The sequence below is a fragment of the Nocardia citri genome (assembly GCF_054065835.1).
Window position 1 is genome coordinate 36,870 of the sequence record NZ_JBSUQM010000016.1, and the last position, 18,997, is coordinate 55,866.

The following is an 18,997-nucleotide window of genomic DNA, read 5'->3' on the forward strand; positions in this document are numbered from 1 at the left end:
CTCCTATTTCACTGAGCTCGGTGTGTTGTCCGGTGTTTTCAGTTGTGTCGGTTGCCATCCGGTGGAGAACACCGGGGCGAAGTAGTCGTGCGTGGGGGCGCGCAGGTCCAGTTTCTCGGCTTCCTCGAGCACGCCGAGTTCGTCCAGGGCCTCGCGCAGGCCGGTGAGGACGGGTTCCCAGGGCTGCCACTGGCTCAGGATGTAGTCGCGTGCCTCATCGGTGGGTGCGCCTTCGGCGAAGTGGTAGGCGGCATCGCGTTTGCGTTCCCAGTAGGCCAGGTCGGCGCCGGTGAGCACGAAGTGCTCACACGGTCCCTTCGGTCCGTCGGTGCAGTTCTTGCCCCAGGGGCATTGCGAGCCGCCGACGACCGGGCCGTAGCGGCAGAGGCCATGTTCGACCGGAACCACGGTCAGGTCGATCCGGGCAGCCGCCGCGGCGGGATTGTCGGCCTTCACCTGCGCGGGGCGCAGCAGAATCGTTCCAGGCTTGTCCATACCGGGGCCGGCGGCCCAGATCTGTTGCAGGTGACGGGCCATAGTCGTGTTGCTGTAGTTCGCATAATGGGCCAGAGCCTCCTCGGAGAAATGCCCGAGTAGCTGGCGCACCAGCGCCGGAGGCGCGCCGTTGTTCAGCAACGAGGTCGCCAAGGTCGCACGAGTCTGATGGCAGGTCACCTGTTCGCTGAGCCCGAGGCCCTGGAACCATTCGGTCCAGACCTGCCGGAACCAGCACTGCGAAACTTCCAGCGACAGATCAGGATTCATTGTTACGCGAGGAAACAGCGGCATCTCACGATTCCATGACGCCTCCAGCCTGGCGCGGCCGCGCTTGTCTAGCTGATCGAGGGTGTCGCTGTAGCGGACACGCAGTTTCGCCAGGGTGATCTCCCGGCGAAGCAGCAGTCGCTCGTAAACCGGCCTGTAGCAAGGCATCCCGTAATCGAGAACGCCGACTTTGGCGATGTCGCGCCACAGATAGGGTTGAGCGGCGCCGAGGAGGCCGATGCAGCCGAGCCGGAGCCGCAGTGTCTCGCTGACCCGCCCGCCCTGGAACGCCTGGGTCATCCATATGTCGGAGAACCCGACATTCTCGAAGTCCAGAGCATCGAGCGCGAGCAGATTGTCGGGGCTGATCAGCAACTGGAAGTCGCCGTAACTCAGTGGCCGGGGCCTCGGCTTGCGCGGCGGTCTCGCGTATTCGGGCAGGTTCAGGATGAACATGTCCATCGCGGCGCTGGTGCGGCCGGTCTGGCGAGCTTGTCCGAGCACTGTCCGGATGCTCATGGCAAGCACGGTCCTGGTGTTCTCGGTGAGGGTTCGTGGTTTGGTGTGGACCGAGACGATCGGCAGCGGGATCTGCTCGTGGAACCACAGATCCCAGGTGCGTTTGACTGCTTCGGCGTCGGACTTGCTGAGGGCTTCGGGGTTGTTGCCATGGTCGGGTCGGTTCTGCTCCAGCATCCGCGACAGCAGCGCGATGGCGCCGACCCGGTAGAGAATCGTGGTGTAGCACACCTGTTTCCCGGACGGCAGCTGCGCTTCGTCGGACAGGTGCTCCCAGAGCAGATCCCGCAGCCACCGCTGCGAGACCGAAGTCAGGTCCCAGGGCTTGACGCGGTTGCCTTGCGAGCCGGTGAACGGCGCGGCGCCGATCAGGACGGGGTCGAACCATCCTGCGGCCTTGGCGGATTCGGGGGTGCAGCTGAGGCTGCGCGCTGCGGCGGGCAGATCCAGCCAGATCCGCCGCGCGGCTGGGATGTTGTAGTGGTCGGCTGTCAGTTCTGCGACGACCGGATCGGCCAGTGATTGCACTCCTGCGTCTGCCAGGGCATCGATGACCGCCTGAATGTTGGCCGGGCGCCACTGCGTGCGCCGGGCGGTGTTAGCGTGCCGGTGAAGGGCATAGCGGATCTCCCGCTGCAAGCTGACCGGCAGTTTCGCCAGCGACAGCAGCCCGCGGCTGTCGGGGTCCATCACGGAGACGACAAGCGGCTCGAAGGCCAGGAAATCCGTCCAAGAGCTCAGTGTCGCGGTCGGCGATTGCAGCCACCGGTCGAACTGCTGAGCGTGGGTGCCGCAGAGGTTGCGGGGTTCGCGAGCCAGGATTCGGCTGAGCATGCCATCGTGCACGCAGCCCTCGATCCAGCAGGCGACCGCTGGCGTCATCGGCGATTGGCTTGCGGCCCAGAGGATTTCGTCGAATCCCGCGCGGACGCGGGCGCGTCGCAGCGAGCTGCCGTGTGTTTTGCAGCAGCCGTCGACGTCGATTTCGCGAGGGCATCCGTCGACGCGGCAGGGCTGTCTACGGGTCCGCGCCCAGCCGATCCGGTGTGATCGGGAAGGTTGGGCGGACGCCAGGAACTCCTCGATGCCCAGAGCGTCACCTGCCCCGATGTGAGCGCGGGTGCAGGCGCGGGCGTGTTGAACACATAATTGCCGCGTTTCGGTTGTCGCCATCGCCGCGTCGCAGCCGCTGACGCGGCAGGCCCAGCCGTAGGTCGAGTGGTTGCGCGGAAATTCGATCGGGTCGGTCAGCAGCCACTGCGGAAACCGCTGGCTGACAACCCTATAACGCTGTTCCGGCTCCAGATCCAGGTAATCGCGCGCTGTGGTGAGTTCGAATACCTGGGACGGCACCCAGGCCGCGGCGCTCATGAGTGCGCCCCCTCCGCAGGGGCAAGGTAGGGCTCGGCCGGCGGGCGAGCCGTGGCTTCCCATGCTTGCTCGAGGAACTTCATCGACTGTCGGTTGGCCGACTTGCCGTAGACGTCGGTGACCATGGCCGGACTCGACCAGCCGAACTCCTGCGCCACCAGCTCGGCGTTGAAATCCGACTCGGCATAGAGCGCGGCCGCCGCCTTGTGACGGAACGCGTGGGGCCGAACGACGGCGTTCAGTCCCGCTCTGCGACAGGCCCTTTCGAGCATCTTGCGCACACCTCCGGTGTGCAGGGCCGCGCCGGGGGTGCGGCCGCTGGTGTGAACGAGGACTTGTTCGTGGTCGACCAGGTGCTGAATCGGGCGGTACTCGTCGAGCAAGTAGGCGTAGAAGGTACTGATCATGTCGTCGCTGACGGCACGGATCACGCCGTCCACCGTGTAGCCGACCTTGCTCGGTGCCGCCGGGACGTAAGCCTTCGCGCGAGCACGGTTCGGGTTGTCGTCGCGGCCGACGATGTGGATGTGCGCATCGGCGCGCTGCCCGCAGGGGTGGTGCTGGATCAGGTGCAGGTCACACAGCCTCAACCCGCACAAGCCACCGACCCGGATTCCGCTGTCGTGCAGCCAGCACACGATCATCACGTCGCGGGCCGTGGTGAGCACGCCCGGCTCGAACAGGGCCGCCACGACCTCATCGGGCAGGAATCGCGGCCGCCGCGACCCCTGTTTCGGCGCGAGCGGATTCGAATCGCGGACCCGTTTCGACCGTGCGCGTCCGTCGAAACTCTGGCCCGAGGTCAGCGCCTCCACCACCTCGGGGCGAACCTGGCCCGCCGCCCCCAGCGACAGGTAGAACGCCTTCACCATCGTCGCCACGTTGCCCGCCGCCGACGGTCCGAGCGCCGGTTTCTGCTCCGGCCGCCGCCACACCGCGCCGTAGACATCGGACCGCCCAGTGGCCGCGCTCATGTAGCGCCGCAGATCATCGAAGGTGACCGCCGCCGGATCACGATTGTTCGCGTGCAGCCAGTTCAGATGGTCGGCCAGGCTATAGGCGTAGGTCTGCTGCGTCGAAGTCCCGAACCGAGCCAGCACCGCCAGCGACGGCCGATGCAACTCCCCGTCCGGGCCGAAGATCCACCACGACTCGCGGCCGTCGCGATGACGAATCCGCCGGACCGTATATCGATCCACATCCACTGCCCCACACCCCATCTACCCAGTTGCGAACGCATGACTACTCATTCGTTCGCCACAGAGACTGGGATGGGTCAAGACGAACGTCGAGAACGGTGAATCGGCCGGGAGCTAATGCCCAGAACTTCATGGAGTACGACACCTGGGATCCATGGGACGAGATCGACGCCCTGTTCCTGGCCGGGGATACCGCCTGGAAGCTCGGCTCGGAAGCGGCCAACCTCGCCGCGGTCGCCTCCAGCGTCGGCAAGTGGGTCCACATGGGCCGCGTGAACTCGCGCCGCCGCTACGACTACGCAACCGCGATCGGCTGCGACAGCGTCGACGGGACCTACCTGACCTTCGCCCCGGACGCGAACCTCCCCAACGTTCTGGCCTGGACCGGCGACGCCGCCGCCCAACCGTCGCTGTTCCCGCTGTGACCGCAACGGGCCCGAGGACGTTTCCGGGCCCGTTGCCCGTTCTCCGGTCAGGCGGAGTGCGGCAGGTTGCGCAACGCTTGGATCGCCTCGTCGACGGTGATCAGCTGCCGCTCCGGGTGCTCGGTCACCTCGAGCTGGTGGTCGACCCATTCCCGCAGCAGGCTGGACACGTCGGTGCCGCGCGCCTTCGCCAGCGCGCTGAGCTTGTCCCGTTGGGCCGGGGAGAACCGGACCGTCGTCGGAATCAGCCCTGCCGCCGCCACTTCGGCGGCATCCGGCACGGGCAGCTCGGACACCTCGGCCGGTTCGCTGCTGCGGACCAGCCGACCGGCCAGGAAGTCGCCCATCAGGTCGGCGTCGTCGGCCTGCGCGGTCAGTTCCTCGATTCGGCGTTCGATGTTCATTGCTGTGCCTCCCAAACGGTGTATTCGGCGTTCTCGTCCACCTCGAGGGGCCGAGCTGCGTAGATCAGCCAATCCCAGCGATCTACCTGGATCACCACCACCGCGACGGCGCGGGCCTCGGTCGTGCGGCTGAAGATCTGGAGCACCCTGGCGTCGACCTTCGATTCGATCCGCTGCGGCCATCGCCTTGGATACGCCAGAGCCTGCATGACCTCGGCTTTCGTGACGTCGTGAAGGTACACGGACTCGGCAACGTCGTCGCGAAAGTGATAACCCACCCCTAGAGCATACAAGCGAATACGCCAGGCCGGGAGAGCTGTCACCACGGCCGCAACGGCACTGTACTCGGTCACTCGATACCCCGAAGGCCCTGTTCGCCGGAGGCAAAAACCGCTTCCCCAGGCACCGGCTCGCGGCCGCAGAATCAGCGTCCGGGGCCTACATCAGTCCGTTCGGTGACCCTGCGGTCGACCATGACAGCCGGGACGACGTTCTCTGTATCTCCCGGGAGCATTCGCCCGCGATCTCGCAGCGAGTCTCTGCCAGGCGACCGCCGTGACCTCTAGTTTCTCGACTCTAGAGCCTCGAACCCCCTGTGTAGCATGCCCTTTCACCATCGTCGAAGGAGGACGGCATGAGCACTGCACCTTCGCCCGGAGGTGGGCGGGTCTTCGCCTATTTCGAGCCGGTCGCTGGCGGGATGGCGGTGAAGAAGTTCACCGCACCACCGGATTGGCTCGAACCCGGCCGTACCACTCTCACCTGCGCCGAATGTGGGTGGGATCTACGGCCCGGCGCCAACGGCGACCGGGCCCGCTTCAACATCCCCGCCCCGGCCGCACCGAAGCGGCTGCGCCTGTACTGCGGGCCGTGTTGCAACGACGGAGTCGACGAAATGGAACGGCTCACCGGCAACAGCTAGAAACCCGCGGTCGGTCCGGCGGCACAATCGGTTCGTCGACAGGAACAGCCGGAGTGCCGAGGCGGCACCAATCGGCACTCCGGCACGCGGCGACGAAGAACCTCCAGTCCCTCGCGGCCGGCGACGCATACTGAACGGACCCGTACTCTCCCGACATCCCGATCGGAGCGTTGCCCGTGATCACCGCCAGCCTTCCGGCGCGCGTCGCCGAAATCGCCGAGCTCGCCCCCGACCTCGCCAACCGTGACGAGCAGCTGCGCCGCCGCCGCAGCGATCTCGACCGCCGATACGGGGAACTCAAGCGGGCCGACGAACCGATTCCCCGCGTGCTGGTCGACGACCAGCACGCGGTGCGCGACCAACTCACCGAGCTGGCCGCCCAGCGCCGCGAACTGCTGGACGAACTCGCCGAACTGCGCCGCACGGCGCTGGCACCCAGGCTGTCCCAGCTGCGAAGCCGCTCCGCCGCCCGCAAGCACGGCCTGCTGCTCACCCGCGAGGAATACGACGCGGCGCTGGCCGAGGTGCGCTGCGACCAAGCCACTTTCGACCGCACCCGCGACTGGCTCAATGGCGCCATCCCGCGAGCACGCGAGGAAGGCAAGGTGCTGGCCGCCATCATCGCCAGCTGCCACGATCCGCTGTCCTTCGACTCGAACGACTGGTGAAGCCAACTGGGCTCCCGCACCAAGGAGAGTCCTACCCCTGCCACCAGTCGAGGGTCTTCCCTTCGGCAGTCATGCGCCCGATGAGCGCCGCGGTGGATTCCACCTGCGCGCCGGACTGCTCGCAGAATGTCCAAAGCCGCTGTGCAGCACGGTGATACCGGTGAATCACCGCATCGACCTCGAACGCATCCAGCTCCTCCGCCCGGAACCCGCCCAGGGCCTGTTCGACGTGCCCGATCAGCTCCCCCAGCCGCGCTTCGTGGTAGGCCGCGACCACCTCACGAGCGGCCCGCCGTCGCGCCTTCGGTGTCCCCTCCCCCGAATCGGTCACCGCCTCTGCTCGTCGGGCTCCACGCCCAGGTAGTAGCACCACACCTCACCGGGAGTCATCTCCCGGCCGAGCTGGCGTTCGCGTTCCCGGAAGGCTCGCTCGTCGGATCGGTGCAGCGCAATCATGCCACCGGCGAACAGGGCACACACGATCACCGCGAACAGGGCGCTGGCATAGGTCATTTCAGCAAGGTACGCCTCCACACCGACACCGCACATCACCGTCGACCCCGTCACGGGAGGGGGGATTCGGGTCGGTTTCGATCGGACACAAGATGTCGGTCGCTTGTGCCACTCTGGAACGGACGCCACACGGCCGGAGGAAGAGATCGAATAATGGCCGCGACCGAAACCGATGAACAGCCCGTCGTGCGCCTCGTCGTGCACTGTCATCGCCGTTGCCACAGCTGGCTGCTGTCGGCGGCCTCGGTAAGTGCCGGCATCGGCCCGACCTGCGCCGTCAAGGAACGCGCCGAGCAGCGCGCGGCCGCCGCGCGGCCGCTGACGCTGTTCGACATCGCAGCCTGACCCCATCCCCCGGCGCTTGCGCGAAAGGGTCAGCTCTGCACGGCATTCCGCTCGTACCGGAGGAACCGGACGAATTCGCGCACCCTCGCCACCTCCTCCGGCCGCAGGCCGGTGACGTCCACCGCCTCGGCGCTCGAATCGGGCGCGAACCCCGCCGCCCGCAGCAGATCTCCGGCCGGAACCGACACGGCCTCCGCGATCCGCACCAGCGTCGCGCGGGTCGCGTTGGCAGGGGTACGGTGGCCGCGCGCCTCCTCGTAGCCGTTCTCCAGCTGCCGCCACCGGCCTTCGCTGATGCGGGCGCGCCGCGCCGCCGCCCGCTTGGACAGTCCGGCGCGCTCGCGGGCGGTGCGGATCAGGTCCGCCAGTCGCTGCCGATCGGTGGGTTGTCCCGCGCCCGGATCCTCGTCGGCCGCCGTGGTCATGAGCGTTCCCCTCTCCTCTGACCTGCGCGGACTCCTGGTGCCGCGCCGGTGTTATTCTAATGTATCTAAAGGTGCCCCGCCTGGGGGTATCTCACCGTAGTGTTTTTTGGTGTCACTCCGGATAATGGCAGTTATCCGGAGTCAGCACAGCGAATTCGCAGGTCAGCGCATCGGAGCCGGGGAAATGCCCGCCCCCGGCCGGGACCGGGAGCATCGGCGGGAAAACCACCGGATTTCGGGCACGTCGGCCGTTCGCTGATGGTCGGACCCTAGCCCCGACCATCGTCGGATTTCGTCACCGTGACGGCTCGGGGCGGCTGGCGGCGGAGGCGGAGGAACTTCATCGCGATCGTCGCCATCGTGATCGCCGCGACCGCGCCGAGCCCCCATCGCATGCCGGGGTCATCAGTGGCACCGGAGAACCCGGCCAGGAGCATGAGGCCGCCCACGGCGGAGGCCGCTCCGATGTCGTAGGGCAGGGACTCGGCCGGGTTGCTGCCGCTGCGCAGCGACTGGACGACGCAGGCGGCCTGGATCAGCAGCAGCACGGCCACCGCCGCGCCCGTCATACCGGACATGACCGTCACTCCGTCTCGGTTCCGAGGCCCCGGCGCGCCCGCATCGATGCCACGAGGCGCGCGGACGCCGGGCTCAGGGTGCCGGTGACCGAGACGCCGGTCAGCGCGGACATGCCCGCCAGCAGCTCGGAGGCGCCCGCGGTCCCGCGCTCGCGCAGCAGCTGCTGCGCCATGGCGGGCAGCCCGGCGGCGGCGAACTCGTCGGCCACCCTGGACAGGGCCGCCTCGTCACGCCGGGCCAGGGCCTCGCCCAAGCGTCGGTCGGTCGCGGTGAGATCCTTCATCGGTGTTCCCCCTCGGGTGTGTGGGTGTCGTTGTCGCGCTGGATATTTGGAGCCGGATCGGGTTGTTGCCTCGGTGCGAAGACCCGTGCGGCGGCCTCGGCGACGGTGGCCGCTATCTCCGGCGTGGGCCGCTGGAGCAAGCCCCGCCGGGAGGCGGCGGGTTCTGCCGGAGGCAGGGACGCGAAGTACTCGGCGTAGTCGCGACGGCGCTCGGCGAGACGCTGCAGCAGCGTCTCCCAGGTCACCGGTTCATCGACGAAAATGACCGAGCTGCGGTTCAACCGGATCATTCTGTCGATCTTCGCGGGGAGTCGGTCCGGTCTCGCGGCCGCCGCGAACCACAGCCGCGAGACGAGCTCGGGGTAGGGCTCGTACTTGACGAGTTCCTTTCCGGCGGTGGCGGTTTCGCGGTCCGCCGGCTGCTCGGGTGTGCTCACAGGTCGGCCTCCTGCCGGGCCTGGTCGAACCAGGCGCGGGTGCCGGGGTGGCCGGCGGCGATATCGTCGTGGCCGCCGGTGACGCCGAACAGGTCGCAGGCGTAGCGGCTCAGCACCGTATCGGCGGTTTCGTCGGCGTCGCGGAGTACGTCCTCGTCGCCGAGCAGGTACGCCACGCCCGCGACCTCGCCGGACGACCACACGTACCGGTAGTCGTCCCAGCCGTGCGCCCGAACCGTGCGGGCCCGGCGCACCAGGTCGGCGAGCCGGGCGGCATTCTCGGCGTCGCTGGGCCGCCTCGCCTTGAAGTCTTCCCAGGTGATCGGTGTCTCGTCGAACATTTCCAGTCCCCTCGCTGAGCGGTCGTCTCGTTATCGCCGGTCGCGCAGGCTTTTCGCGCCGCCGCGCAACTGGTGTTCGAGGTCGCGGATCTCGTCCTTGAGCGTCTCGAGCCGGGCGTAGGCCGCGCTGCGTGCCTGGACCGCTTCGTCGGTCAACGGCTTCGTATCGGACCAGTCGGATTTCAGCCAGTCGCGCACGTCGGCCAGGGCCAGAGCCGCGCGGTCGGCGGCGTCGGCGGCGTTGGTCCAGATCTGTTCCTGGGTGGGCAGGCTGGTCACTCGGTCTCTCCCGTCTGAGGGTTCTGCAACGGCTGGCCGTCGGGGCCGAGCCCGCGGCGGCTCAGTTCGCCCGCGAGCAGCTGCTCCTCGAAGCGCTGGCTTTCGAGGAGAGCGGGGGTCGGGGTGATCTCGTAGTGCTCGTCGGCGCCGAGGCAGATCGCGACGGCTTCCAGGACGCGACGGGCGTGCGCGTGGCCGAGGGAGCTCAGCGCGGCGCACAGGTCGACCGGAGAGCCGTGGGCCATGCTCGCGGCGAGCCGGACGAAGCGCTCCTCGCCGCCGCTGAGGTAGCCGAGGTTTTCCAGGCGGCCCATGGCGTCCCAGTCGCGAATCCAGGCGGCGCGCACGTCGCGGCCGTCGACGGTGACGGTATCGGTCTCGATATAGGCGTCCAGGGCCGCGCGGCCGGGCAGCTCGGTGAAGTTCAGCAGGTGGATCGCCGCCCGCTGGTAGCGGGAATCGGCTGCGGCAGCGCCGGTTTCGAGCATCGTGCGCAGCTCGTCGGCGGTGTGGGCGGTGGTCATCGGTCCTCTTCGTCGGTGAGGTGGTTCGGTGGGGGTCATCGCGCGCTGCGCCACTGCCTGAGCATGGTCAGCGACAGGGACTTGCCGGAGATCGCGCCTTCCGCGCGGGGGAAGGTGAGCCAGTCGCGGGTCATCGACGCGGGGCTGCCGTCGCCCAGGGTCACCGGCACCGGATCGGGGTCGACCTCGCCGCAGGCGGCCCACCGGTCGAGGATCGCGAACACCGGCGCGTAGTGGTCGGCGATCTCGACGGCGGTATGGGTGCCGGTCATGATTCCTCGTCGTCGTGGTAGAGCGGACTGGTGTGCGCCTGGGCGCGCTGGAGTGCCCGCATCAGGGCCTCGGCGTGCCCGGCGGCCTCGCGCAGGTCCTCGGCGGTCTCCAGGGCCGCCTGCTGGGCTTGGGCGACACCGCCGCCCGGCTGATCGCGGTGTTCGGCGTGGCGCAGTGTGGGATCGTCGGCGAAGTGCTCGGCCCAGACGGCGAGCTGTTCGAGGCCCTGGCGCTCGGAACTGGCGGCCTCGGCGAGCCCGCCCAGCACGGTGTAGCCGTCGACCACGTACGGCAGGGCCTTGAGCGCGTCGGCACGGGTGATGGTGGCGTGCGCGAGCATGCGGAAGATCTCGCGGGAGGCGACGGCGGCCGCGCCGAGCGAGTCGGCGTCGTGTGGGCCGATCGTCGGCCACATCTCCTGCACGACCTGTACGCGATCGACTTTGGTCATGGGCGGGGTGCTCCCGTTCCTGTGTAGTTGGGCCGCTGCGTGGTTCGTCCACGCCGTCCCGACGAGTCTCCCACCGGGCACCGACGGGTGCAGGCGGATGACCGGGGCGGGACGGCCGGCGGTGGGAGGACGGGGCCCCAAGCTTGCCGCCGGGCCGACGTCGTTGGCGGCCCTACCGGCTTCGTTGGCGGGGGCGAGCGCGGGGCGACACCCTTCCACACAATCCAGTGTATCTAAAACATCCATTGTATCGGTAGTGTTCTCGCCGCAGATTTCAGCAGGTCACTGGATCGTTCAAAGAAGTTGCGAGACAGCGTATTTCGACTAAAGACACGTCAAGAAAGTTCTTGACCTCGATCAACTTTAACGGGTAATATATGACACAGAAGGAACCGGGACCGGACACCCCGCCCCTTCTACCCCACTCGCAAATCACGAAGGGACGATTCCCATGCTCGAACTGATGGATTGGTTCTGCGGCGCTGGCGGCTCCACCCAGGGCGCATCGAAGGTGCCCGGTGTGCGTGTCACCCGCGCGGCCAACCACTGGTCGAAGGCCATCGAGACCCATGCCACCAACTACCCCGAGGCCGATCACTTCCTCGGCGATCTGAGCACCGACGAGGCCAAGGCGCAGATCGTGAAATGGCCTGTGGCCGATATCTTCTGGGCCTCGCCGGAGTGCCCGCAGTGGTCCTCGGCGCGCGGCAAGAAGCGCGACTACGACAACACCCTCCAGGGCGATTTGCTCGACCTCCAGCGCGACGAGGAAGCCGACCGCAGCCGGGCGCTGATGGAAGAGGTCCCGATGTACCTGCGCGGGGTGATCGAGCGGGGCGGGAGGGTCCGCGCCGGGGTCGTGGAGAACGTCGTCGAGGTCCGCCAGTGGGACCAGTGGAACCGCTGGATCGGTGAGATCCGCGCCCTGGGCTACGGGGTCAAGGTCATCGCCCTGAACTCCAGCCACGCCCAGCCGGTCCGCACCCCGGCGGCCCCGCAGAGCCGGGACCGGCTCTACGTCGCCTACTGGGATCTCCAGCTCGGCCGCGAGCCCAACTGGAACAAGTGGCTGCGCCCGCTGGCCTACTGCACCGCCTGCGACGAGTGGGTCAACGCCCTCCAGGTCTTCAAGAAGGCCGGTGCCGACATGGGCCGCTACCGCACCCAGTACGTGTACCGCTGCCCTCGCGTCAGCTGCCGAAACTCGATCGTGGAACCGCCCGCGCTCCCGGCGGCCGCCGCGATCGACTGGACCCTTCCGGGCACCCGCATCGGCGACCGGGACAAGCCCTTGGCCCCCAAGACCATGGAACGCATTCGCGTCGGCATGCGCCGCTACGCCTCCACGGTGCCGATGATGGTCCCCGCCGGGGGCACCTGGCGCGACGACGCCACCCAGGTCACCGGGCCCATGGCCGCCCGCACCACCCGCGAGAACGACGGCCTCGCGATCCCGCAGCCGTTCCTGGCGCTGCTGCGCTCGGACCGCCCCCGCACGATCGGGCTGCACGAACCTCTCGCCACGGTCGTTGCCGACGGCTCCAACCACGGCCTGGTCGTCCCGCCGCCGCTGATGATCCCGATGGAGGGCCGCGACGGCAAGGAGGCCCAGCTGGCCTCGATGCCGCTGCGCACCCAGACCACCCGCAACGAGACGGCGGTGGCGTTCCTGCCCTTCGTCGCCGAGCTGCGCGGCGGCTCCTCGGACGCGCGTCCGGTGACCGAGGCCCTGGCCACCGTCACCGCCAGCGGCAACCACCACGGCCTGGTCACCCCGCCCACCGGGATGTCGCCCGAGCTGTGGAACTCGCTGCTGCTGCCCTACTACGGCAACAGCACCGCCCGCCCGGTCTCCGACCCGATGGGGACGGTCTCCACCCGCGACCGGTTCGCCCTGGTCGACATGATCACCGAGCGCGACATCGAGAACACCCGATTCCGGATGTTGGAGCCGCACGAGATCCAGGACGCCATGGCGTTCCGCAAGGACTACATCGTGCTCGGCAACAAGCGCCAGCAGGTGCGCCAGCTCGGCAACGCCGTCACTCCGCCCGCCGCCGAGATCCTGATCTCCGCGCTGGTGGAGGCCATCACCGGCGAAGAGCTCGACCGCTACGCCCCGGCGGCGTGATCGGCCGGAGGGGGCCCGCACACCGGGCCCCCTCCCTGGCCCTTCCTCTCTCGTCCACTCCCGCAACCACTTTCGGAAAGGACTCCCCCGTGGACGACCTGACCACCAACTACCCCGAATGGGGCGTACCGGCCCCGCTCGGCCCTCCTGCGCCGACGACCAGGGTCGCGGTCCGCGCCGTCACCTCCGGGATCGTCGGCGTCGGCTGCGAGCACACCGAGGCGTGGCGGTTCGTCACGATTCCCGCCGAGGCCCTGGGCTGCTACGACTGGGAAGCCGATGCGATCACCGAGGCCCTGCACGGCCGCAGCTGGGTCGGCGACGTCATCGCGCTCGACACCGTGATCGGCTGCGACGCACAGCGATTCACGGCGGGCTGCTCGACCTGGACGGTGTTCTCCAGCGACGTGAGCGACGACCCCGACCACGCGCTGCCCGAACGGCGGCGCGCCGAGCTCGGGCATTGGAACTGCGAGCACGCGCTGTTCGGCGGGCGGCCGGCGGAAGGCTGGGCCACCGAATCCGACCCGGACGAGCTGCTGGCGCTGGCGGTCCTCGAGCGATGGACCTTCGAGACGGCCGGGTTCCGTGCGTTCGCCCAGCGACCCGAGGAGTCACCGAACCTCGTGCGGCTGAACGTATTTCGTGACGGTGCCGAGCCGCTGTGCGAGGACACCGCATTCGGCACCGACAAGGCGGCGAAGGAAGCCGCCATTGCGATGATCGTCGGCGCCATCACCGCCGACCAGGCGACCCGGCTACCGACCTACGCGCAACGGGTGGCCGCCCTGCTTCATCCGCTGCCGGGCAGCGGCGTCGTGTTCACCGCCCGCATCGTCACCGACGATTCCGTCGAACCCGAGCACGGGCCCGCCCAACGCGCCGACATCGTGATCACCGCCGACGATCCGGTCACGACGTACTCGCTGACCTCCAACCCCCTCGATCCCATCCCCGACGAGCCCGCCGAGGTCCTGGCCCGGCACGGCTGGCGGATGGTCGGCCCCGGTCACCTCGACACCGACCACTACCTCATCGTGCGCGTCGAACGCGCCTGAAACCCCCTGGCCACCACCACTTTTCCCGGAAGGACTACTCCGATGACGTTCACGATGTTCGACCGCTCCCGCTGGACCGCCACCGACGAGGACCGCGCTCGCCGCGGCGTCGCTGCCCGCGCGGCCGGGCCCACCGGCCCGTGGACCGGCGATATCCTCGTCCACCCCGGCGGGTGCCGCTCCCGTTTGTGGGTCACCGCCTACAGCCGCGAGCTGTTCGCCTGCGGGGACGATCCCGATTACGGCTTCGTCCTCGATCCCGACGGGAGCATCGACTACACCGGCACCTCCGGCATGTACGGCAACAAGCTGATCGCCTGCGCCAGCCTGACCGGCGGATCCGCCACCGAGGCGGCCCCGTTCTGGCTCGACCGTCGTGACGGGGAGGTGCCCGGTGACGTGCTGACCCTCACCACCGAGGTGCGCGTCTGGCACACCACCGAGACCGTGCCCAGCGTCTACGAGGCGGTCGCCCACCGCATCTACACCGACGACAGCTTCGACACCGTGATCACCGAGTACGAGGCCAGGATCATCGCCGAGGGCTGGGCCGGGGAGCACTATTGCCCGAACCTGGCCGAGTGGGTGAACGGCCGTACCGGCATCGACCGGTCGGTCCTGGTCGCCGAGGCCCGCAAGCTCTGGGACGACCTGAGCTTGCACGTGGAGGACTGGCCGCACGCCGGGGAGCCCGAACCCAGCATCGCCGCCGCAGCGGCGCTCACGGCGTTCCTGGAGGGCTTCTAGGACATGGCTCGGGCGGCCGGCGAAGCCTCGGTCATGAAGACCGCAGCTCGGACACGCCAGGCCGCCCGAATGCGCCCCACTCGCAAAAGAAGGGCATCGCCAAGCCTAGCAAGCGAATCGGTCCGATTCGACCGTTCGACACCCCACCAGCGAGAGAGAAGTACCGATGATCGTCACCGCGCCGACGGCCGCTCACCACGCCGGGCCCGCCGCCGACCACAATGAGGGCGTGGGAACCCTGATCACGTTGAAGGAATGGGCCGAACAGCGCGGCCGTAGCTACGGCTCGATCCGCAACAACTGGACCGGCCGCGAGGACTTCCCGGCCCCGAAGCAACCGCGCCCGCGCACTGGTAAGGGCACCCCCGCCCCGGAGTACGACTCCGACGACCTCGACGCCTTCGCCGAGCGGTGGGAAGCCGCCAACCGCCCGGCCCCCTTTCCCATGCCCGACGGGCCCGACGAGTTCCGCGCCCTGGGCGCCATCGCCAAGCTGCTCGGCGTCGACGGCAAGACCGTGACCCAGTACCGCGAACTCTTCGACGAGAAGGTCGAACACGAGGACCGCGGTGCCCGCACCGTCTACCGCACGCGCGGGGTCGTCGAGGTGCTCAACGAGCGGCGCGGCATGGGCATGGCCCGCCCGCACCTGCGCCAATCCGCCGAATAGGCGGAGCCGCCGGGATGCGCGCACGGCGACGTCAACCAAAACGAACGTTTTGACATCCCTCGTATGGTCCACCGGCATATCCGTCGCGGCGGCCGCGTTTCTCGCGTGGGACCTGCCTCCGGGCCCGGAGGCTGTTCTTCGGGCAGCCCCGAACGGTGAAAGGTATTGTCGGTCAGCATGTCTCAACCGATTCTCCCGCCGGAGATCGAGCAGGCCACTATCTTCACGGCAGTCATCGGCGCCGAGCCGGTCGTGATTGTGCTGCCCAGGTTCCGCAGCCTCCACATTGCAGAGTCCGGTGAGCTGGTGACCGCGGACGCCTGGACCTCGGCGGTCAGCGCACACGGTGCTGTGCCGCTGCTCGATATCGAGTTCGCTGCCGGGCCGGTGTCGGGCTGGCTGGTCACCTTCGCCCAGGACATGACCGCCGTGCAGATCCTGGGCCCGCCCGGCCTCGGGGAGCTGGTCGCCGGTGAGCTGGCCGCTAGTGTGGACTGGCGTCAGAAGGCCGAGCTGAACCACCACACTGGCGCGGGCCTGGTCGTGATCACCGGCACCGCCCAGCGCATGGATGGCGAGGCTGCGTTGGAGATGATGGAGTCCGAGCGCGCGGTGTGGGTCCGCGCCCACACCGCGCTGCACTGACGTGTCGCGGGCGGGTACGGCTCCGCCCGCGACATCCCGGAAAATGGGTTGACCGGCGGTTCTCGCCCCGCCTATCGTGATCATGTACGCCCCGGGTCCGCCTCTGCTGAGCATGCCGCCCGGGGCACGGCCATATCTGGGCCCCGATCGTTCTACAGGATCGTCAGCGAGATCGCCGTCAGGTCGTAGAACCCATGGCAGAAGATCGCGGGCCACAGCGAGCGGGTGTAGAGCACCAGCCCCGTGTAGATCGCCCCGCCGATCGCCGAGGTCACCATGTTCATCGGGCCGAACCCCGCGTGCGCGGCAGCGAAGACCGCGATACTCACCCCGGCCGCGGCCGCCACGACACCGAACCTGACCGGGCGGGAGGCGGTGGCCACGCCGACGGCCCGCTGTGCCAGCAAAACCAGTGCGCGGTAACGGATCTCCTCCGGAAGTGCGGCGACCAGGAACGGGTACAGCACCGCCGCGCCGAGCGTGCCGTTGCGGGTGAGCAGCTCCTCCCGCTCGGCGCTCGCCCGCAGCTGTTCGGCGTCGGATACCGGGTGCCATACCGCGCCGATCAGCGCGTCGAGCCCGAAGTGCACCACCGCCAGGACGACGGGAACGATCAGGCACCACACCAGCAGCGGCCGGCGGCGCCACCGGGCGGGCGTGGGGCGGCGGAAGCCGAACAGCCCGTACAAGAACAGGGCCTCGGTCAGTATCGACGACCGAGGCCGCGCCGTGAACGCGCTGATGCCGATGAAAACGGCTGCGGTGAGGCCGAAGAAGAATCCGAGGGTGACCGCCAGCGGCGAATTCCCCAGCGCCACCGCGTAACTGCAATAGAGCAGCGGATACGCCAGCGTCACCGCCGCCAGCCCCCGGAAGAACACCCGCGACCACGGCGGCCGACGCGCGCCGTCCGCCACGCCCGTCCGGCGCGGCATCCCGCCACGGCGGCAACTCATGCTCAGATCGCAATATCCGGATAATGCGATGCCTTGCTATCCGGCGTCGGATGGTCGGGACAGAGGAGCATCCCGCCCTCCTGCTCGCGCCATCCCTGGCCCAGCAGCCATGCGCGGACCGAACCGGGGACTTTCCCCTCGGAGCGCAGCGCCGTCGCGAGCGCGCCGACCAGGAGCGGCCCGCCGTAGTCGCAGGCCGCGCACTCGACATCGGCGATCCGTTGTGGCGGCCGCGGGCAGCAGCGGTTGCAGTAGCGGCGCTCGACCGGGACGTCCGGCCGGTCAGGGTCGGGCACGAGCCAGACGACTTTAAAGTCCTCCCGAAGCCGACCGCGTGCGCTCTCCCCAGCCGCGCGGTAACCGCACTCCGGGTTGGGGCAGATGTGCAGTCCGGCCGGTCGGCGGGTCCGCGATGCCAGCGGGAGCGGCGTCTCCCCGCCGGAGTCCCACAAAGGGAGCTGCCCCGGCACCGGAGGGTGGGTGGTGAGTTCCATCGGTTCTGACCTCCACGTCGACAGTTCCAATGATTCGAGTGTATCGAAAACATCTGAATCGAGTGGCGTTCGCGGACCGACACTGAAGAGACGTTGCGTTGTAATGGCACAGCGCCTACGCTGCTTCATTACAACGCTCAAGGAAAAGAGGGTCAGCATGTTGGGAGTCGCGCCGCTCGCGAACGGGCTCAGCACCGATCACCCGATTCCGTCGCTGCCGTTCGTGGACGACCTCCACATCCCGGTGGACGACCCGGAGGACATCGAGGGGATAGGCCGGGGACGCGACGAAAACACGTGGGGCCGCTTCGACTACAGCAGCGACGGACAGCGCTGGTGGGCGTTCACCACCGATCCGCGTCGTCCCGAGCTGGCATGGGCGATCCACTACCATCCCGACCACGGTCGCACGGTCGTGCTGGTGCGCGACGAAGACGCTGCAGGACTCCACGAACTCTGGGCCGCATGGGACTCGGGCAGGCCCTCGCCACTGCTGTTCCGGTCCGGCGGCTACTGGTGGGACGGCACAACCTGGTATCGCCCGCGACAGGTGTTCGACACCGTCGCCGGCGGCTACGCGCTACGGCCTGTCGCCGGAGCCGAAACCATCACAGCGGCAAGCCAATTGGCATCCGCTCCCGCCGATTCCGAGCGCGGCCGACTGCTCACGGTCGAAGATGTCGAGCTCGACAGCGCGGGATCACCGCACTGGCTCGACGACCTCGCGCTCTGGGAGCACCTGCGGACCAGCGACGGCCGCCCGCTGGAAAACTGCGTGATCAGCCTGCATGCGCCCGAACTGGCCGCGGATCAGCTCATCAACGCCACCCAGCTCGCGGCCATGGCGGGACTGGCACCGGGCACCGTGCGCGGCTACCGCGCTCGCGGGGAAGGGCTGTTGCCCGATCCCCAATTGGTCCTCGGCGGACGGGCATTGTGGTCCCGGCCTGTCGCCGCCGACTGGATCGAGGCCCGAAACCGATCGGCCGCCGGGATCGGAGAAGTACTCGCCGCCAGCCCCGACAACCCGATGCCACGCGGAATCGCCGCCCTGTTCTACCGGCTCACCGAGGAATACACCCACTACTTCTGGGGCGTTCCGAAACGACGGCGCTGGTGGGTCATCGGCCAGCGCAACAAGGAAACAGTCACCGCCGTCGCTCGCGATCTCGCGCTCTTCGTGATCAACGACCTCGACCGGATCGCCGACATCGACAACCAGCGCAACACCCTGTTCTACGCGCTGCGCGACCAGCTGCGGCGCGGGGAACGACTGCGCCCCGACTGGATCGTGATCGCGCCCTCTGTCGCCAAGAGCCTGGACTGGCTCATCGCCCATTACCCACCACACGCGCGAAGCCTCGTTGGTGAGGTTGTCGGCGAAGCCGACCGCTCTCCCGAGTTGGAACTCGATCGGGCCACCATCGCCCGCACGCTCCGCGAATGCCTGCGAGTGTCGGGCAGGCTCCCCGCCGAGGTCTACAACGGGTTCTTCGAACGCGCACTGCCCACCGATCTGGAAACCACCGCCACGCAGACCAACTGACCCCAGCATTCCCAGCGCCCATTCCAA

Annotated in this window: 27 protein-coding genes; 10 read left to right on the top strand and 17 right to left on the bottom strand. The window is 68.5% G+C overall.

All coding sequences use genetic code 11. The features are described from left to right. Window positions 1–3: 3 nt before the first annotated feature. A complete protein-coding gene (locus ACW2Q0_RS20930) occupies window positions 4–2,655 on the bottom strand; it encodes a tyrosine-type recombinase/integrase (protein WP_457192572.1) in 2,652 nt (883 codons plus the stop codon). Next, on the bottom strand, window positions 2,652–3,860 hold the full coding sequence (locus tag ACW2Q0_RS20935; protein WP_457192573.1) for a tyrosine-type recombinase/integrase: 1,209 nt from the start codon (window positions 3,858–3,860) through the stop codon (window positions 2,652–2,654). The genes ACW2Q0_RS20930 and ACW2Q0_RS20935 overlap by 4 nt, the downstream gene beginning before the upstream one ends. Window positions 3,861–3,952: 92 nt before the next feature. On the opposite strand from ACW2Q0_RS20935, the gene ACW2Q0_RS20940 reads away from it, so the two are divergent. Continuing rightward, on the top strand, window positions 3,953–4,279 hold the full coding sequence (locus ACW2Q0_RS20940) for a hypothetical protein (RefSeq protein WP_457192574.1): 327 nt from the start codon (window positions 3,953–3,955) through the stop codon (window positions 4,277–4,279). Window positions 4,280–4,326: 47 nt separating this feature from the next. Here the strand turns inward: ACW2Q0_RS20940 and ACW2Q0_RS20945 are convergent, their stop codons facing one another. After that, complete coding sequence (locus ACW2Q0_RS20945; RefSeq protein ID WP_457192575.1) at window positions 4,327–4,683, bottom strand: regulator; 357 nt, start codon at window positions 4,681–4,683, stop codon at window positions 4,327–4,329. Further along, window positions 4,680–5,036: a hypothetical protein gene (locus ACW2Q0_RS20950; RefSeq protein WP_457192576.1), complete on the bottom strand. Its 357-nt coding sequence runs from the start codon at window positions 5,034–5,036 to the stop codon at window positions 4,680–4,682. Before ACW2Q0_RS20950 ends, ACW2Q0_RS20945 begins: the two co-directional genes overlap by 4 nt. Window positions 5,037–5,317: 281 nt before the next feature. On the opposite strand from ACW2Q0_RS20950, the gene ACW2Q0_RS20955 reads away from it, so the two are divergent. Further along, on the top strand, window positions 5,318–5,605 hold the full coding sequence (locus ACW2Q0_RS20955) for a hypothetical protein (RefSeq protein ID WP_457192577.1): 288 nt from the start codon (window positions 5,318–5,320) through the stop codon (window positions 5,603–5,605). A gap of 176 nt (window positions 5,606–5,781) precedes the next feature. After that, complete coding sequence (locus tag ACW2Q0_RS20960; protein ID WP_457192578.1) at window positions 5,782–6,273, top strand: hypothetical protein; 492 nt, start codon at window positions 5,782–5,784, stop codon at window positions 6,271–6,273. A 31-nt stretch (window positions 6,274–6,304) separates the two neighbouring features. Here the strand turns inward: ACW2Q0_RS20960 and ACW2Q0_RS20965 are convergent, their stop codons facing one another. Together ACW2Q0_RS20965 and ACW2Q0_RS20970 are read right to left on the bottom strand one after the other, a co-directional pair. Continuing rightward, window positions 6,305–6,604, bottom strand: coding sequence for a hypothetical protein (locus ACW2Q0_RS20965; protein ID WP_457192579.1), 300 nt, complete (start codon window positions 6,602–6,604; stop codon window positions 6,305–6,307). Next, window positions 6,601–6,786, bottom strand: a complete 186-nt coding sequence (locus tag ACW2Q0_RS20970; RefSeq protein WP_457192580.1) for a hypothetical protein — start codon at window positions 6,784–6,786, stop codon at window positions 6,601–6,603. The genes ACW2Q0_RS20965 and ACW2Q0_RS20970 overlap by 4 nt, the downstream gene beginning before the upstream one ends. A 153-nt stretch (window positions 6,787–6,939) precedes the next feature. Between ACW2Q0_RS20970 and ACW2Q0_RS20975 the strand changes: the two genes are divergently transcribed. After that, entirely contained in the window at window positions 6,940–7,131 is a 192-nt protein-coding gene (locus ACW2Q0_RS20975) for a DUF6011 domain-containing protein (RefSeq protein WP_457192581.1), read from the top strand. Window positions 7,132–7,160: 29 nt separating this feature from the next. Here the strand turns inward: ACW2Q0_RS20975 and ACW2Q0_RS20980 are convergent, their stop codons facing one another. From ACW2Q0_RS20980 to ACW2Q0_RS21020, 9 genes are all read right to left on the bottom strand, one after another. Then, complete coding sequence (locus ACW2Q0_RS20980) at window positions 7,161–7,556, bottom strand: helix-turn-helix domain-containing protein (protein ID WP_457192582.1); 396 nt, start codon at window positions 7,554–7,556, stop codon at window positions 7,161–7,163. A gap of 269 nt (window positions 7,557–7,825) precedes the next feature. Further along, on the bottom strand, window positions 7,826–8,134 hold the full coding sequence (locus ACW2Q0_RS20985) for a hypothetical protein (RefSeq protein WP_457192583.1): 309 nt from the start codon (window positions 8,132–8,134) through the stop codon (window positions 7,826–7,828). 5 nt (window positions 8,135–8,139) lie between these two features. Beyond that, window positions 8,140–8,418 carry a hypothetical protein gene (locus ACW2Q0_RS20990; RefSeq protein WP_457192584.1) on the bottom strand — a complete coding sequence of 93 codons (279 nt, stop codon included), beginning with the start codon at window positions 8,416–8,418 and terminating at the stop codon, window positions 8,140–8,142. After that, window positions 8,415–8,855 (bottom strand): hypothetical protein, encoded by a 441-nt coding sequence (locus tag ACW2Q0_RS20995; protein ID WP_457192585.1) that lies wholly within the window; start codon window positions 8,853–8,855, stop codon window positions 8,415–8,417. The genes ACW2Q0_RS20990 and ACW2Q0_RS20995 overlap by 4 nt, the downstream gene beginning before the upstream one ends. Beyond that, a complete protein-coding gene (locus ACW2Q0_RS21000) occupies window positions 8,852–9,196 on the bottom strand; it encodes a hypothetical protein (RefSeq protein WP_457192586.1) in 345 nt (114 codons plus the stop codon). Before ACW2Q0_RS21000 ends, ACW2Q0_RS20995 begins: the two co-directional genes overlap by 4 nt. Before the next feature lie 30 nt (window positions 9,197–9,226). Beyond that, a complete protein-coding gene (locus ACW2Q0_RS21005) occupies window positions 9,227–9,475 on the bottom strand; it encodes a hypothetical protein (protein ID WP_457192587.1) in 249 nt (82 codons plus the stop codon). Further along, a complete protein-coding gene (locus ACW2Q0_RS21010) occupies window positions 9,472–9,999 on the bottom strand; it encodes a hypothetical protein (RefSeq protein WP_457192588.1) in 528 nt (175 codons plus the stop codon). Before ACW2Q0_RS21010 ends, ACW2Q0_RS21005 begins: the two co-directional genes overlap by 4 nt. 35 nt (window positions 10,000–10,034) lie before the next feature. Next, the gene (locus ACW2Q0_RS21015) at window positions 10,035–10,271 is read right to left on the bottom strand and encodes a hypothetical protein (protein WP_457192589.1); all 237 of its coding nucleotides are present in this window, start codon (window positions 10,269–10,271) and stop codon (window positions 10,035–10,037) included. Next, complete coding sequence (locus tag ACW2Q0_RS21020; protein WP_457192590.1) at window positions 10,268–10,723, bottom strand: hypothetical protein; 456 nt, start codon at window positions 10,721–10,723, stop codon at window positions 10,268–10,270. Before ACW2Q0_RS21020 ends, ACW2Q0_RS21015 begins: the two co-directional genes overlap by 4 nt. 451 nt (window positions 10,724–11,174) lie before the next feature. Between ACW2Q0_RS21020 and ACW2Q0_RS21025 the strand changes: the two genes are divergently transcribed. From ACW2Q0_RS21025 to ACW2Q0_RS21045, 5 genes are all read left to right on the top strand, one after another. Beyond that, a complete protein-coding gene (locus ACW2Q0_RS21025) occupies window positions 11,175–12,854 on the top strand; it encodes a DNA cytosine methyltransferase (RefSeq protein ID WP_457192591.1) in 1,680 nt (559 codons plus the stop codon). Window positions 12,855–12,943: 89 nt separating this feature from the next. After that, a complete protein-coding gene (locus tag ACW2Q0_RS21030) occupies window positions 12,944–13,912 on the top strand; it encodes a hypothetical protein (protein WP_457192592.1) in 969 nt (322 codons plus the stop codon). A gap of 42 nt (window positions 13,913–13,954) precedes the next feature. After that, on the top strand, window positions 13,955–14,659 hold the full coding sequence (locus tag ACW2Q0_RS21035; RefSeq protein ID WP_457192593.1) for a hypothetical protein: 705 nt from the start codon (window positions 13,955–13,957) through the stop codon (window positions 14,657–14,659). A gap of 166 nt (window positions 14,660–14,825) precedes the next feature. Then, on the top strand, window positions 14,826–15,329 hold the full coding sequence (locus ACW2Q0_RS21040) for a hypothetical protein (protein ID WP_457192594.1): 504 nt from the start codon (window positions 14,826–14,828) through the stop codon (window positions 15,327–15,329). Window positions 15,330–15,506: 177 nt separating this feature from the next. Continuing rightward, window positions 15,507–15,974 (top strand): hypothetical protein, encoded by a 468-nt coding sequence (locus ACW2Q0_RS21045; RefSeq protein WP_457192595.1) that lies wholly within the window; start codon window positions 15,507–15,509, stop codon window positions 15,972–15,974. A gap of 152 nt (window positions 15,975–16,126) precedes the next feature. Here the strand turns inward: ACW2Q0_RS21045 and ACW2Q0_RS21050 are convergent, their stop codons facing one another. After that, complete coding sequence (locus ACW2Q0_RS21050; protein ID WP_457192596.1) at window positions 16,127–16,930, bottom strand: CPBP family intramembrane glutamic endopeptidase; 804 nt, start codon at window positions 16,928–16,930, stop codon at window positions 16,127–16,129. Window positions 16,931–16,932: 2 nt separating this feature from the next. Further along, on the bottom strand, window positions 16,933–17,424 hold the full coding sequence (locus ACW2Q0_RS21055; RefSeq protein ID WP_457192597.1) for a hypothetical protein: 492 nt from the start codon (window positions 17,422–17,424) through the stop codon (window positions 16,933–16,935). A gap of 157 nt (window positions 17,425–17,581) precedes the next feature. Here ACW2Q0_RS21055 and ACW2Q0_RS21060 point away from each other — a divergent pair, with 157 nt between their 5' ends. Next, the gene (locus tag ACW2Q0_RS21060; RefSeq protein ID WP_457192598.1) at window positions 17,582–18,970 is read left to right on the top strand and encodes a hypothetical protein; all 1,389 of its coding nucleotides are present in this window, start codon (window positions 17,582–17,584) and stop codon (window positions 18,968–18,970) included. The last annotated feature ends 27 nt before the right edge of the window (window positions 18,971–18,997 follow it).